Origin of the sequence: Pseudonocardia hierapolitana (assembly GCF_007994075.1) — a bacterium.
In the GTDB taxonomy this organism is placed as follows: Bacteria; Actinomycetota; Actinomycetes; order Mycobacteriales; family Pseudonocardiaceae; genus Pseudonocardia; species Pseudonocardia hierapolitana.
This window is the reverse complement of the sequence record NZ_VIWU01000001.1, coordinates 7,813,085-7,826,606: the sequence shown is the minus strand read 5'-3', so window position 1 is coordinate 7,826,606 and position 13,522 is coordinate 7,813,085. Positions and strand designations below refer to the sequence as shown.

The window sequence follows — 13,522 nt, the reverse complement described above, 5'->3', positions numbered from 1 at the left end:
GCCGAAGCCTTGCAGGCCCGTTCCGTCAGCCGCGACCGGGGAGGCGTTGCGGTTCGGTGAACAGCGGGGCGAGCAGGTCGCCGTGCTCGGCGATGCGCGCCGGCAGGTCGGCGGCGGTGAACACGAGATCGTCCGGGCGCCGGCACGCCCGCACCTCGTCCCACGTCACCGGGGTGGCAACGGTCGGGCGCGCCCTCCCGCGCAGCGAGTAGCTCGCGATCGTGGTCTTGTACGGGTTGTTCTGGCTCCAGTCGACGAACACCTTCCCGCGCCGCCGCGCCTTCGCCATGACGGCCGTGATCCGGCTGGGGGACTCCCGGGCCAGGTCCTCGGCGACGGCCTTCGCGAACTCGGAGGTGTGCTCCGCCTGCGCCACGGTGACCGGCAGGTACAGCTGCATCCCCTTCCCGCCGCTCGTGCGCGGGTACGCGACGAGGCCGTCGTCCGCGAGCCGCTCGGCGATCCGCTCCGCCACCCGCGCGCAGTCCACCACCGTGGTGCCCTCACCGGGATCGAGGTCGAACACCACCAGGTCCGGCAACTGCTGGGCGCCGCCCGGGCCCACCCGCCACTGCGGCACGTGCAGCTCCAGTGCGGCGAGGTTCGCGGCCCACGCGAGGCCCTCCGCGTCGTCGATCAGCGGGAAGTCGGCGTTCTCCGAACGGCCGCCCGGCGTGCCCACCCGCGCGGTGCGCAGCCAGCGGGGGGCGTGCCGGGAGACGTCCTTCTCGAAGAACGAACCGCGCTCCACCCCGTCCGGCCAGCGCACGAGCGTGACCGGCCGGTTGCGCAGGTGCGGGAGCATCACGTCCGCCACCGCGAGGTAGTACGCGAGCACGTCGGCCTTGGTGGTGCCGGTGAGCGGGTAGAGGACCTTGCCGGGGTTGCTGAGCGCGGCGCGCCCGAACCCCGCCCTGGACCCCGCGGACGTCGCGCTGCGGCGTTCCTCCGGCGCCGCGACTCCCGTGGCGACCTGCACCCAGCGCGGGCTGGTGCGGCCCGGCTCGTAGGGCGAGTCCGGGTCCTTCGCCACCACGTACGGGAGGTTCTGCTGCTTCGCCGCGGCCACCACCTCCGCTCCGGCCCCCGGGAACACCGGAGCCGGCCGCCACCGCGGCCCGTCCAGGGGGAGCCGGTCCAGCAGGGCGCGCCGCTCCCGGAACGGCAACGCGCACGCGTCTCGCCCGTCGACGTGCAGCACGTCACCGATCCACAGGTAGGCCCCCTCCGCGCCGCCGACGAGCTCGGCGTCCAGCAGCGCCTGCGTCGCCCCGAGCGACGGGCCCAGCGCGCGCAGGCTCGGCGCGGCCACCTCGTCACCTTCGGCGTCGGTGATCCGGACCCGCCCGCCGTCGGCCCGCACGATCACCCGCCGCCCGCCGAACCCGATCTGCAGCCACCACTCACCCTCTGCGGGGAGCTCACCGGCCGTCGCGAGCATCGGACGCGCGTCGTGGGGGAGCGGTGCCCGCCCGCCGTCGCGGTCGGAGCGGCGCAACAGCCAGTTGTCCTTCCCGCCCTCGCGATCCGTGCGGATGAACACGAACCGCCCCGCAGCCCGCTCCCCGCTGAGCTGGACGATGACCTCGCGTGGATTCCACTTCTCGGTCTCGTACGTGCCGGAGTCCCAGATCGTCATCGTCCCGCCGCCGTACTCGCCGGCCGGGATCTCCCCCGAGAACTCCAGGTACTCGATCGGATGGTCCTCGGTGCGCACGGCCAGCCGCACCGTGTCCGGGTCGGTGGGCAGGCCCTTCGGTACCGCCCACGAGACCAGCACACCGTCGCGCTCCAGCCGGACGTCCCAGTGCAGCCGCCGCGCGTGGTGCTCCTGGATGACGAAGCGGTGGCCGGAACCCTCCGGTGCCGCCGGGTCGTCCGCGGGGATCGGCTCCGGCGTGCGCCGTGCGTCGCGCTTGCGGCGGTACTCGTCCAGCGGCACGGCCTCAGGCTAGTTCTTGCGTCCACCCCGGCCAGGATGTGACCATAGGTAAGCCTTGCTTGTTCGAAGGGGTGGCTTGTGTACGTGTGCATCTGCTACGCGGTGCCGGACGCCGTGATCCGGTCGTGCGTCGCGAATGGAGCGCGCACCGTCGAGGAGGTCGGCGACGCCTGCGACGCCGGCACCGGCTGCGGCTCGTGCCACGACCACATCGACGTCTTCCTCGCCGCCGCCCACGCCCCGTCGGAAATCGCCGGGCTCGCGCGCTCGGCATAAGTCAGGGCCGCCTGTTTTAAGGTTCGCCTGACCTGCAGAAAGGCGATCCTGAATCCGTCGTCACCCATTCGTGGAGCTAACGTCCGCAGTGCATTTCCCTGCTGTTTCACTGCCGACGAAGCGAGGACCCCGATGCGTGGCGACGACGAGATCATCGCACTGCTCAACGAGCAGCTCACCAGCGAGCTCACCGCGATCAACCAGTACTTCCTGCACGCCAAGATGCAGCAGAACTGGGGCCTGACCAAGCTCGCCGCGTACACCAAGAACGAGTCGATCGACGAGATGCGGCACGCCGAGATCATCACCGACCGCATCCTGTTCCTCGAGGGCCTGCCCAACTACCAGCGGCTGCTCCCGCTGCGGATCGGGCAGACGGTCCGCGAGCAGCTGCAATCCGACCTCGCCATCGAGGTCGAGGTCGTCGAGCGGCTGCGTCCGGGCATCGCCCTGTGCCGTGAGAAGGGTGACATCACCACGGCGAAGCTGTTCGAGGACATCCTCGCCGACGAGGAGCACCACATCGACTACATCGAGACCAACCTCGAGCTCATCGACCGCCTCGGCGAGCAGCTCTACCTGGCCCAGCTCGTGGACCAGCCGCCCACCGCCGGCTGAAATCCTGGTCTACAGCAATCCCGGTCACAGCAATCCCGGTCACAGCAATCTCGATCACAGCAATCTCGATCACAGCCGAGGTCCCGCGGCCTCCTGATTGGCTATCGTCCGCCCGGACTTAGGTCAGCCTTTCCTCGGAGGTTCCGGTGTCCGGACGCGTGCCCGTGATGGCGGCGACGCTCGCCGCGCTCGTCGCTCTGAGCGGGTGCGCGAGCTCACCAAGAGCCGACGAAGCGGGGGCGCCCCCGGCATCGGTGGAGGTGCCACCCGGGCCGAGCGCGATCCCGGACGGAACGGGAGCCCCGGAGGCCGACGGCGTCTTCCCGCGCACCGTCACGCACTCTCGCCGCCGTGGCGCCGGTCGGATCGCGCCAGAGCCCGAACCTGGAGGCGATCGCCGCCCTGCGCCCCGACATCGTGCTCGCCAACGCCGCCGCGTCCCAGGACGTCTACCCGGCCCTCTCGGCGATCGCGCCCACCGTGCTGGTGGAGGGCACGGGCGTGAACTGGAAGCAGGACTTCCTGCTGCTCGCCGACGGCCTCGGCAAGGAAGGCGCCGCACAGGAGCTCCTCGACGACTTCGCCGCCGACGCCGCGGAGCTGGGGGAACGCGCAGGGGAGGAGACGATCTCCTTCGTCCGGGTCACCGCCGATCGGACGCGGGTATTCGGCGTGGCGTCCTTCACCGGGTTCATCGCGTGGGACGCCCGCCTGCGGCGGCCGCCGTCGCAGCAGTTCGACGCCACGTCGAAGGACCTGTCGCCGGAGGAGTTGCAACTGGCCGACGCCGACCGGATCTTCTACGCGGTGCAGGGCGTCACCACGGAGGCGCAGGCCGTGGGATCGGCGACCATCGCCAACCCCCTCTGGAAGGCCCTCCCGGCCGTGCGGGACCGTCGTGCCGTGCTCGTCGACGACGACCCGTGGTACCTCAACGCCGCCCCGACGGCGGCACGGATCGTGCTCGCCGGTCTGGAGGCCGCACTGGCGGGGGGCCACTGAATGACATCGCTGTCATAACGTAGGCCCACGGGCTCGGCATGCGAGAGCGAGGACTCGAAGATATGTTCGAGCGCATGAGCGAGAAGAACGAGTGGGCGTCCGCCGGACCTGCATCCTCGGATCCGGCCGCCAAGGATCCTGACGACTGGACGACGGGCGACGAGCCGATGACGGGTCCGCAGAAGTCGTACCTGCACACGCTCGCGCAGGAGGCCGGCGAGGATCCGCCGCCGGACGGTCTGACGAAGGCCGACGCCTCGCGGCTGATCGACGAACTGCAGGAACGTACTGGGCGCGGGCGCTGAGCTGCGTCGCGGCCCCGTTCGCCGTAGAGCCGATAATCGACGTTATGACAGTTATCGGCGATCGAGCCGCCCTCCTGGGCTCCTCGCGCCGGGCCGCACGGGGTCAGTCGCGCGGATACCAGATCTGCGGGTCGTGGTAGACGTACCGGTCCCAGAGGTGCAGCTGCCGTGCGAGGCGGAGCCGCAGCGGGGTCCGGGCCCTGTCCGACGGCGCGACGGGCGCGAACACCATCAATACGAGCGCGAGCGCGATGATCAGGAAGACTGCTTCCATGTCCGCTCCTCGACGGTGGCGCGGCCGGTCAGGACCGGGATGTGATGCCCGTGCGCGCACTGCACCACCACGGCGATCACCCCCGGCGCGAGGTTGACCACGCTCGTGAGTTCGGAGCAGCCGACGAGCGTGACCTCATCGCAGTCGGTGCAGTAGACGCGCCACATGGTACCGCTCCCTCCGCTAGTATTTGACAGAGTCAACGGAGTCGTGGTCTCTGTCAAGCAGTTTTGGAGGGAACGGATGCCCGAGGCGGGCGTGGTGGCGCAGGTGCGGGCGTTCAACCGCTTCTACACGCGCGTCATCGGCGTGCTCGAGGCCGGCGTCCTGGGCACCCCGTACTCGCTCACCGAGGCGCGAGTCCTGTTCGAGCTCGCGGAGCGGGACGAGATCGGCGTCTCCGAGTTGCGGCAGCTGCTCGGGATCGACGCCGGCTACCTCAGCCGCATACTCGGGCGGTTCGCCTCCGACGGTCTCGTGGTGCGCGAGGCGGCCCGCGACGACGCGCGGCGCCAGATCGTGCGGCTGACCCCCCAGGGGCGCACCGCGTACGGCCGCATCGACGACGAGCAGGTCCGCGCGACCGAGCATCTGCTGGAGCCGCTCGACGAGGACGGCAGGCGGCGGCTCGTGGGCGCGATGGACCGGATCCGCCGTGCGCTCGGGGACGCACCGCTCCCCCGCACCGTCGTCCTGCGCGGTCCCACTCCTGGCGAGCTGGGATGGATCATCGCGCGGCACGGTGCGCAGTCGGCGCCACAGGAGGTGGTTGCGGCGCGGATCGTCGCGGACTTCGCCTTCCGGGCCGACCCGCGGGAGGCGGCCTGGATGGCCGAGGTCGACGGCGAGCCGGTCGGGTGCGCTCTGTGTCTCGCCGACGCCGGCGCCGGCGCGGCCACGGCCCGGCTGGAGCTACTGCTCGTCGAACCCGCGGTGCGGGGGGCCGGGATCGGCTCCCGGCTGGTGAGGGAGTGCGTGCGATCGGCGCGCTCGGCCGGGTTCGAGCGGCTCACCGCGCACGCGCCTGCCGGCTCCGCCGCGGCGCGCATCCTGGAGCGCGCGGGGTTCGAGGCGGACCGGCAGGGGTGGACGCGCAGCTGGTGAGCACACGCCTCGCGCGTCGGTGGCCTACGGGATGCGGCCGAGCAGCTCGATGCCGTTCTGCGCCGCGGCAGCGAGAGCGTCGTCCATGCTCGGCTCGGGGCCCAACGCGGCGACCGCTCGCAGGAACTGCTCCATCGGAGCACCGGGCGCGTGCACGACGAACGCGACGGCGTCCTCGGCCGACTCGTTGCGGACCGTGTGCGGCGTGCGACCGGCGAGCGGGACGACGTCGCCTGCGCGAGCCGTCACGCGCCTGCGGCCCGGGTCGTCGGCTCCCCCGATGTAGAAGGTGAACTCGCCCTCCTGCACCAGGTAGACCTCGCCCGGGTCGTGGCGGTGCATCACCGGGGGCCCGCCGCCGGGTGGCATTCGGATCTGCATGGCGAACAGGGCGCCGCCGGTCTGGGCGCTGCCGGCGAGAACGGTGAGCTCGTCCAGCCCGGTTCGGATGCGCTCCGGGGCGGAGGAATCGACAGGTAGCATGTCCATGTTCACAGATGATGGACAGGAGGCTTGTCTATGTCAAGGCGTCGGCTGCCCAGCCTGGGCGGGCAGGAGCGACCCGCGAACCTCGCGGTCCTCATGCGCGAAGCGTTCGTGGCGCTCAACGACCGCGTCCTCGCCCGGCTCGTGGAGAGCGGGCACGGCGAGGTGCGGCCGGCGCACGGTGCGGTCTTCCAGTACCTCGACGACACCGGCACGACGGTGAGCGTGCTCGCCGAGCGGGCGCAGATGACCAAGCAGGCGATGGCCGAGCTGGTGAGGCACCTCGAGACGCACGGGTACGTCCGGCGCGTGCCCGACCCGAGCGACCGGCGCGCCAAGCTCGTCGTCCCCACCGAGCGCGGTCACGACGTGATCGCCACCGCTCAGGATCTGGTCCCCGACCTCGAGCTCGAGGTCGGGGAGATCCTCGGCGCCGACCGCGTTCGCCGGCTGCGCGCCGATCTCGAGGCGATCCGCCAAACCATCCCGACCCGGGATCGAGCCGCGTCAGCGGGGCAGGTACGCCAGTAGCGCAGGCTCGTCGCGGCCGGGCCAGGTCCCGGTGAGCGTCTCGGCTCCGTCGGGGCTCGTCGCCTGCCCGATGACGCGCAGCACGACGAGCCCGCCCACGTCGGTGGTCGCCGGGCCGTCGATCGGTGCGACGGCGGCGACCGCGGGCGGCTCCGCGCCGGGTGTACCGGAACCGGCCACGCGGGCGGTCGACTCGCGCCGCACGGGGGCACCGTCGGCCTCGACCCACTGCTCGGCCTCCCGGCCGCCGGTGCGGATGGTCGCCGTCAGGACCGCGGCGTACACCGGGTCGCCGCAGCCGTCGTAGACCCAGCGGCGCCCGAGGTGGCTGTGCTCCATGGTGCCGACGAGGTGGCGTTCGGCGCCCTCGAGCGGGGCGCCGCGGTAGGTCAGCGGCACCTGGAGCACCACTCCCTCCCCGGTCCGGACCAGGTGGGTCTCGATCCCCACCTCCCCCGCCGGGTCGTCGAACCGGTACGCGCCGAGCAGTTCGAGGGGCGCCGCAGCGCCGCCCGACCAGGTCTGCGACGGGAGCCAGCCCGCGATGAGCTCGGCCTTGGTCGGGGTGATCTGCGCGCGGTGGATGACGGCCACGGCGATGACGCTACGGGGCGATCAAACATGGGATGTTAGGTTGTTTGGGTGGGACTGACGGCAGTGCGGCCAGGCCGCTTGTGCGACGGGGTGGTGGCCCAGTTCGAGGCGCTCATCGCGTCCGGGGAGTGGCCGGTCGGCGCGAAGATCCCGCCCGAGCCGGAGCTCGTCGCCGCTCTGGGCGTGGGGCGCAACACGGTCCGGGAGGCCGTGCGTGCCCTCGAGCACGCCGGCGTGCTGGAGCCACGCCGCGGCGACGGCACGTACGTGCGCGCCACCAGCGACCTCGGGGCCGCGCTGATGCGGCGGGCGCGGCGCACCACGGTGGAGCACGTGCTGGCCGTGCGCACGAGCCTCGAGCGGGATGCCGCCGTCGCGGCCGCGCTGAACCGCACCGACGCCGACATCGCCGCGATCCGGGCGGCGGTCGAGGCCCGCCGCGCCGCGTGCGACCAGCCCGACCGGGCCGGCTTCGTCGCGGCCGACGTCGCCTTCCACGAGGCGGTCGTCGCGGCCACGGGCAACCCGGTGCTCATCGACCTGTACGCAGGCCTCACCGAGGCGGTGCAGCGCACCGTCAGCGAGATCGACGAGCACGACGACGACCCCGGGGCCTTCCCCGGCCACGAAGAGCTCGCCGCGGCGATCGCCGCGGGCGACCCCGACGCGGCGAGAGCAGCCGCCGAGCGCTACCTCGACGCCGCGCGGGCGATCGTGAACCGCAGCGCGGTGCGTTCGTGAGCGTCAACGCCGCGGCGCGGCCCGCACGGCCGGTACCCGCGGCGGCCTGGTGGATCGGCGTGGCGATCGTGCTGGTCGCAGCGAACCTGCGGCCCGCAGTCGTCGGGGTGGCGCCGATGCTCTCCCAGATCCAGGCGGAGGAGCGGCTCTCCGCCACCGCCGCCGGGATCCTCACCGCGCTGCCGGTGCTGTGTTTCGGCCTGATCGCGCCGCTGGCCCCACCGCTGGCCCGGCGGATCGGCATCGAACGCGCCCTGCTGACGGCGCTGGGGCTGCTGATCGTCGGCTTCCTGGTGCGCTCCAGCGGGCCGCTCGCGGCGCTGTACGCAGGCACCGTGCTCCTCGGCTCGGCGATCGCCATCGGCAACGTCCTGCTCCCCAGCCTGATCAAGCGCGACTTCGCCCACCGCACGGGGATGATGACCGGCCTCTACACGATGGCGATCGCCGGTGGCGGCGCCCTCGCGGCGGGCGTCACGATGCCGGTGGCGCAGGCGGCCGGGCTCGGCTGGAACGGCGCGCTGGCGATCTGGGCCCTGTTCGCGCTGGTCGCGCTGCTGTGCTGGCTGCCGCACGTGCGCCGGGCCGGGCGACCCGCCCGCCTGAGCAGCCAGCGGGTCGGCGGGCTCTGGCGCGACGCGATCGCCTGGCAGGTCACCATCTACATGGGGCTGCAGTCGCTCGGCTACTTCGCGGTGACGGCCTGGCTGCCGGCGATGCTCGTCGAGCGGGGCTACGACCCCGTGGTGGCGGGCTGGTTGCTCTCGCTGTCGACCGTGGCCGGCATCGCCGGCGCCACCATGGCCCCGGTGCTCGCCATGCGAGGACGCCGCCAGCGCGGGCTCGCGTTCGGCATCACGACCGTGGCCGCGGTCGGGTTGGTGGGCGTCGTCGCGCCGCTCGGCGTCGAGCCGGTGGCCGTGATCCTCCTGGGTGCCGCGCAGAGCGCGGCGCTCGGCCTCGCGCTCACCCTCGTCGCGGTGCGTGCGCCGGACGCGATGCACGCGGCCCAGCTGTCCGGGATGTCGCAGAGCGTGGGTTACGTCCTCGCGGCGGCCGGGCCGTTCGCGGTGGGCGCACTGCGCGACGTCACCGGCGGGTGGACCGTCCCGCTCCTGCTGCTGATCGCGCTGCTGGCGGTGCAGGGCACTGCCGGGATGCTCGCCGGCCGGGACAAGCAGGTGCGCAGGCGCCCGGTCTGACCGCGGAATTCTCGTCAGCTTCCGCTCCTCGCTCGGTTTTGTCGGCCCCCGGCTCTAGGCTTCCTCGCGCGAGAGAGGGGAAGCCATGACCGTCACCGCCGATGCGCCGCCCGACACGTGGGAGCAGTACCGCGTGGAGCTCACGGCCTACTGCTATCGGATGCTCGGCTCGTCGGCCGACGCCGAGGACGCGGTGCAGGACACCATGGTCCGGGCGTGGCGCTCCTATGACCGGTTCGAGGGCCGCTCGTCGGTGCGCTCGTGGCTGTACAAGATCGCCACAAACGTCTGCCTGACGATGCTCGACAGCCGCCAGCGCCGGGCCACGCCGATGGACTTCGGCGAGGCCGCCTCGGCCGACGGGCCGAGGCCCACCCCCAAGCCGGAGATCTCCTGGCTGGAGCCGATCCCCGACTCACGGGTGCTGCCCACCGCATCCGACCCCGCGGAGCTCGCGGTGGCCAAGGAGTCGGTGCGCCTCGCGTTCGTGGCCGCCCTGCAGCACCTGCCCGCCCGCCAGCGAGCGGTGCTGATCCTGCGCGAGGTGCTGCAGTGGAAGGCGTCCGAGGTGGCCGAGCTGCTCGGCACCACGGTGGCGTCGGTCAACAGCGCGCTGCAGCGCGCCCGTGCCACGCTCGCCGAGCAGGAGCTCGCCCAGCCGGCCAACGGCGCCGCCCTCGACGGCGACCTCGACGCCGATCACCAGGAGCTGCTCGCCCGCTACGCCGACGCGTTCGAGCGCTACGACGTCGGGGCGCTGGTCCACCTCCTGCACGAAGACGCCATCCTCAACATGCCGCCCTTCGACATCTGGCTGCAGGGCGTCGAGGAGATCCAGAAGTGGTGGGTCGGCCCGGGCGCACCGTGCCGGGGCTCGAAGCTGCAGCCGATCACGGCCAACGGCATGCAGGGCTTCGCGCAGTGGCGACCCAACCCCGAGGGTGACGGCTACTACGCCTGGGCGCTGCAGGTGCTCGCGATCAGGGACGGCCGCATCTCGGGCTACACGTCGTTCCTCGACGTCGACACGCTGTTCCCGATGTGGGACTTGCCGCTGCGGCTCGACCGGGACGGCCAGCCGGTCGCGGCCTAGCGAGCCAGTGGGTCACCGGGTCACCTGCAGCAGCCAGTCCATGGCCTGAGGGCAGGCGTCGAGCACCGAGATGTGCCCGTCGTCAGGGCGCAGCCACAGCTCCGACTGCGGAAGCTCGCGCGTCAGCTGCAGCGCGTGCGTCAGGGGCGCCACCCGGTCCTGCTCGCCCTGTACCAGCAGGACCGCCGCGTCCACCGCGGCCAGGTCTGCGCCCCACGGGTTCACGAGTGCGACGTCGTCGTCCACCTGCCCGTCGGGTCCGGCGCGGTCGGCGGTGCCGGCGTCGACGCCCATCGCCGCCCACGTGCCCGCCAGTGCCGCGAAGTCGGCGTCGGTGAAGGTGGCGGGGTCGAACTCGCTCTGCTCGGCGTGGCGCATGCGGGCGTCCCGGCCCGCCGTGGCGGCGCGGAGTGCGCTGTCGTCCACCATGCCGTCGAACCAGCTGTCGTCGCCGTCGAAGGGGGCGATCGCGGCGAAACCGACCACCGCGGTCACGCGGTCGGGCAGCAGCGCGGCGCACGCGAGCGCGTGCGAGCCGCCGCTGGACGAACCCATCACGGCGAACCGCTCGATGCCGAGCACGTCGGCCGCCTGCGCCATGTCGGGGCCGGCGGACCCGACCGCGCGGCCCGGCTGCGGGGTGGATCCGCCGTACCCCGGGCGGGCGTAGGACACGAGCCGGATCCCCCGTTCCCGGGCCAGCCCGAGCAGCGGCTCGTACAGGGCGCCGGTCTGCGGTGTGCCGTGGTGCCAGACGAGCGCGGTGCCGCCGTCGCCGGTGTCGTGGATCCGCAGGTCGCGTCCGTCCGGCAGTCGCAGGTCCCGCGTGATCACCATCGGGTCACCGTAGCGGGGGATCATGCAAGGGCTGCGGCGAGAGCGTCCAGGCAGGCGGGGGTCGTGCGCGACGCCGTGAGCAGCATGCCGGGCACCTCCACCAGCGGGGTCAGCGGCCGGACGGCGACCCCCGGCAGCGGCTCGCCGCCGCAGCCGCAGACCACCGTGGCGTCGCGGCTGCTCATCCCGATCTCGACCGCCGCGTCCTCGAGGGAACGGACCGGCCGGCCGGTGGCCGGCACGATGCCGGCGGCGCCGCATGCGGCCTGGAGGGCGTCGAGCAGGGCGGGGTCGCTCGTGCGGTCGGGCAGTCGCACGATGAGGCCGGCGAGCGCGGTGACCGGCAGGGTCTCACCGGCGGCCGCCGGATGCGCGGCCGGGAGCATCACCTGCAGCGCATCGCGCCACACCTCCCGCGCCTGGAGGTCCGGCGCCGCGACCGCGCCGCGCACCAGCGCGATGTCCAGGGCGCCCGCACGCAGGGCCGCGGTGTGTGCGGCGACCGTGCCGTCCACGAGGGTGAGCGCGAGGTCGGGCACGTTCGCACGCAGCTTCGCGGCGGCGCGCGACAGGCGCGGTCCCACCCCTGGCGTGGTGCCGACCCGCAGTACGCCGGAGCGTCCGGCGGAGAGGTCGGCCGCGACCGCGCGCACCCGGTCCACCGCCGAGAGTGCGGCGCGCGCCTCGTCGAGCAGCCGCATGCCGTCGCTGGTGAGCGCGACGCGCCGGGACGTCCGTTCCAGCAGCCGCACGCCCAGCTCGCGCTCGAGCCGGCCGACCTGCTGGCTCACGGCGGGTTGCGCCACGTGGAGCCGTTCGGCGGCCCGTCCGAAGTGCAGCTCCTCGGCGACGGCCACGAAGTAGCGCAGCTGGCGAACCTCCACCTCCTCTCTCTACCACCAGATCCATCACGCGCCCTTATCGCTGCGCAGGTGTCCTGCTCGTTGATCACGTGGCGGCGGGGGGATTGACTGGTGGCATGCAGATCGGGATGTGGATCGACGACGAGAAGCCGCTGCCCGCGGTGGTCGACGCCGTCGTGGACGCGGAACGCCGAGGCTTCGCTCGCGCGTGGTTCGGGCAGCGGCTCGGGTGGGACCCGCTCACGATGATCGCCGCGATCGGCGACCGCGCTCCGCGGATCGGGCTGGGCACCGCCGTCGTGGTGACCTGGTCGCGGCATCCGCTCACGCTCGCCGCCGAGGCGCTCACCGTGCAGGCCGCCGTGCAGGGCAGGTTCACGCTCGGGATCGGGCCGAGCCACCAGCCGATCGTCGAGGGCCGGTTCGGCTATCGCTGGCAGCGGCCGGGACAGCACGTCGAGGAGTACGCGGACGTCCTCTCCCCCGCCCTCCGGGGCGATGCGGTCGACGTGCGCGGCGAGACGGTCACCGCGGCAGGCCGGTTGACCGTCCCCGCCACGCCCCCGCCGCCGCTGCTGATCGCCGCTCACGGCCCCCGTCTGCTGCGGCTCGCGGGGGAGCGAGCCGACGGGGTGATCACGACGTGGACCGACGCGCGCAGCGTCGCCGAGAACGTGGTGCCTGCGGTGCTCACGGCCGCGGCGGGTCGACCGGACTCGCAGATCGTGGTCGGTCTGATCGCCACGCTCACCGACGACCCGGACGCCGCACGAGCGCACGTCGCGCAGGGCTTCGGCATGGCGGGCGACCTGCCGAGCTATCGCCGCTCGCTCGACCAGGCGGGCCTCGCCGGCCCCGAGGACACGATCCTCGCGGGGAACGAGGCGGAGCTGGAGAAGGCCGTGCGGCGGTTCGCCGACGCCGGCGCCACGGAGTTGCAGGTCTGCCCCTTGGGTCCGCCTGCGGAGCAGGAACGCACGATCGAGTTCTTCGGTGAGCTCGCGCGCTCCCTCAGGGCGTGATCGTCCCGATCGACAGCTGGTTGCCCGGGGGCGCCGTGCTGCACCCCGTCCCGTCCATCTGCACGAAGAGGGACGCCGTGTCGCCCGGCGGGTAGACGCGCAGGCCGCCGACCGGCACGGGGTGGCAGTCGGCGGGATCGAAGTTCTGCACGTTGACGAGCTGGAGCTGCGCCCGCACCGTGCCGCCCGGGGGGATGGGCACCTGGCCGCCGCGCTCCCCCGACATGGCCGCGGCGGGCCCGACCTGGTGGCCGTCCTCGCCCGCGATATAGGAGACGCCGGGGAAACCGCGCAGCTCGCACGTGTGCGACCCGGTGTTGGTGAAGATCAGCGGTCGGTACACCGAACCGGCCGCGGCCCCACCGTCCCCGAGTGAAACCGAGAGTTCCCCGGTGGTGCAGCGGGTCAGGGCGGCGTCGTCCGTCTGCTCGGCGGGCTTGATCGCGCGCGTCCCCGCGGGCGCCGGAGTCGCCGTGGGCGCGGTGCTCGCGGGCGGTGGCGGCACGGCGGGCGTCGGTGTGGGCTGGGCTCCCGCGCACGCCGTCACACCGATCAGCACAGCGACCAGCACAGCGACGACCAGCACAGGTGCGAGGGCACGCGGTGCCCCGATCCCGGTCCGGATCATGTGG

General features: G+C 73.0%; 17 protein-coding genes and 1 pseudogene. 10 read left to right on the top strand and 8 right to left on the bottom strand.

All coding sequences use genetic code 11. The annotated features are described in order from the left end of the window. Positions 1-25 precede the first annotated feature (25 nt). Positions 26-1,942, bottom strand: coding sequence for a non-homologous end-joining DNA ligase (gene ligD / locus FHX44_RS44085; protein WP_147259979.1), 1,917 nt, complete (start codon positions 1,940-1,942; stop codon positions 26-28). Positions 1,943-2,026: 84 nt separating this feature from the next. On the opposite strand from ligD, the gene FHX44_RS36830 reads away from it, so the two are divergent. From FHX44_RS36830 to FHX44_RS36815, 4 genes and pseudogenes are all read left to right on the top strand, one after another. Further along, complete coding sequence (locus FHX44_RS36830) at positions 2,027-2,218, top strand: (2Fe-2S)-binding protein (protein ID WP_246170792.1); 192 nt, start codon at positions 2,027-2,029, stop codon at positions 2,216-2,218. 132 nt (positions 2,219-2,350) lie between these two features. Continuing rightward, positions 2,351-2,836, top strand: coding sequence for a bacterioferritin (gene bfr, locus FHX44_RS36825; protein WP_147259977.1), 486 nt, complete (start codon positions 2,351-2,353; stop codon positions 2,834-2,836). 333 nt (positions 2,837-3,169) lie between these two features. Then, positions 3,170-3,838: pseudogene (locus FHX44_RS36820) on the top strand (iron-siderophore ABC transporter substrate-binding protein); the annotation flags it as partial. A gap of 74 nt (positions 3,839-3,912) precedes the next feature. After that, positions 3,913-4,143 (top strand): DUF3072 domain-containing protein, encoded by a 231-nt coding sequence (locus FHX44_RS36815; RefSeq protein WP_147259976.1) that lies wholly within the window; start codon positions 3,913-3,915, stop codon positions 4,141-4,143. 103 nt (positions 4,144-4,246) lie between these two features. Here FHX44_RS36815 and FHX44_RS42470 read toward each other — a convergent pair whose 3' ends face one another. Beyond that, the gene (locus FHX44_RS42470) at positions 4,247-4,417 is read right to left on the bottom strand and encodes a hypothetical protein (protein ID WP_170309192.1); all 171 of its coding nucleotides are present in this window, start codon (positions 4,415-4,417) and stop codon (positions 4,247-4,249) included. Next, complete coding sequence (locus FHX44_RS36810; RefSeq protein ID WP_147259975.1) at positions 4,399-4,584, bottom strand: hypothetical protein; 186 nt, start codon at positions 4,582-4,584, stop codon at positions 4,399-4,401. Before FHX44_RS36810 ends, FHX44_RS42470 begins: the two co-directional genes overlap by 19 nt. 76 nt (positions 4,585-4,660) lie before the next feature. Between FHX44_RS36810 and FHX44_RS36805 the strand changes: the two genes are divergently transcribed. Continuing rightward, a complete protein-coding gene (locus FHX44_RS36805; protein WP_170309191.1) occupies positions 4,661-5,521 on the top strand; it encodes a bifunctional helix-turn-helix transcriptional regulator/GNAT family N-acetyltransferase in 861 nt (286 codons plus the stop codon). A gap of 24 nt (positions 5,522-5,545) precedes the next feature. Here the strand turns inward: FHX44_RS36805 and FHX44_RS36800 are convergent, their stop codons facing one another. Beyond that, on the bottom strand, positions 5,546-6,010 hold the full coding sequence (locus FHX44_RS36800) for a cupin domain-containing protein (RefSeq protein ID WP_147259973.1): 465 nt from the start codon (positions 6,008-6,010) through the stop codon (positions 5,546-5,548). A 30-nt stretch (positions 6,011-6,040) separates the two neighbouring features. Between FHX44_RS36800 and FHX44_RS36795 the strand changes: the two genes are divergently transcribed. Continuing rightward, positions 6,041-6,538, top strand: coding sequence for a MarR family winged helix-turn-helix transcriptional regulator (locus FHX44_RS36795; RefSeq protein ID WP_147259972.1), 498 nt, complete (start codon positions 6,041-6,043; stop codon positions 6,536-6,538). On the opposite strand, the gene FHX44_RS36790 is transcribed toward FHX44_RS36795, so the two are convergent. Continuing rightward, positions 6,515-7,132: a CG0192-related protein gene (locus FHX44_RS36790; protein WP_147259971.1), complete on the bottom strand. Its 618-nt coding sequence runs from the start codon at positions 7,130-7,132 to the stop codon at positions 6,515-6,517. The two genes, FHX44_RS36795 and FHX44_RS36790, sit on opposite strands and share 24 nt — an antisense overlap. Positions 7,133-7,180: 48 nt before the next feature. On the opposite strand from FHX44_RS36790, the gene FHX44_RS36785 reads away from it, so the two are divergent. The 3 genes from FHX44_RS36785 to FHX44_RS36775 all read left to right on the top strand — a co-directional run bounded on the left by FHX44_RS36785 (position 7,181) and on the right by FHX44_RS36775 (position 10,168). Continuing rightward, complete coding sequence (locus FHX44_RS36785) at positions 7,181-7,873, top strand: FadR/GntR family transcriptional regulator (protein ID WP_212612815.1); 693 nt, start codon at positions 7,181-7,183, stop codon at positions 7,871-7,873. Then, the gene (locus tag FHX44_RS36780) at positions 7,870-9,075 is read left to right on the top strand and encodes a CynX/NimT family MFS transporter (RefSeq protein WP_246170791.1); all 1,206 of its coding nucleotides are present in this window, start codon (positions 7,870-7,872) and stop codon (positions 9,073-9,075) included. Before FHX44_RS36785 ends, FHX44_RS36780 begins: the two co-directional genes overlap by 4 nt. A gap of 85 nt (positions 9,076-9,160) precedes the next feature. After that, positions 9,161-10,168, top strand: a complete 1,008-nt coding sequence (locus FHX44_RS36775; protein ID WP_147259970.1) for a sigma-70 family RNA polymerase sigma factor — start codon at positions 9,161-9,163, stop codon at positions 10,166-10,168. Between the two features lie 12 nt (positions 10,169-10,180). On the opposite strand, the gene FHX44_RS36770 is transcribed toward FHX44_RS36775, so the two are convergent. Together FHX44_RS36770 and FHX44_RS36765 are read right to left on the bottom strand one after the other, a co-directional pair. Then, a complete protein-coding gene (locus tag FHX44_RS36770; RefSeq protein WP_147259969.1) occupies positions 10,181-11,005 on the bottom strand; it encodes an alpha/beta fold hydrolase in 825 nt (274 codons plus the stop codon). Between the two features lie 20 nt (positions 11,006-11,025). Beyond that, entirely contained in the window at positions 11,026-11,889 is an 864-nt protein-coding gene (locus FHX44_RS36765) for a LysR family transcriptional regulator (protein ID WP_147259968.1), read from the bottom strand. A 95-nt stretch (positions 11,890-11,984) separates the two neighbouring features. Here FHX44_RS36765 and FHX44_RS36760 point away from each other — a divergent pair, with 95 nt between their 5' ends. Beyond that, complete coding sequence (locus tag FHX44_RS36760; protein WP_147259967.1) at positions 11,985-12,890, top strand: TIGR03564 family F420-dependent LLM class oxidoreductase; 906 nt, start codon at positions 11,985-11,987, stop codon at positions 12,888-12,890. Here the strand turns inward: FHX44_RS36760 and FHX44_RS36755 are convergent. Beyond that, a complete protein-coding gene (locus FHX44_RS36755) occupies positions 12,880-13,518 on the bottom strand; it encodes a DUF4232 domain-containing protein (protein WP_170309190.1) in 639 nt (212 codons plus the stop codon). The two genes, FHX44_RS36760 and FHX44_RS36755, sit on opposite strands and share 11 nt — an antisense overlap. Positions 13,519-13,522: the final 4 nt, after the last annotated feature.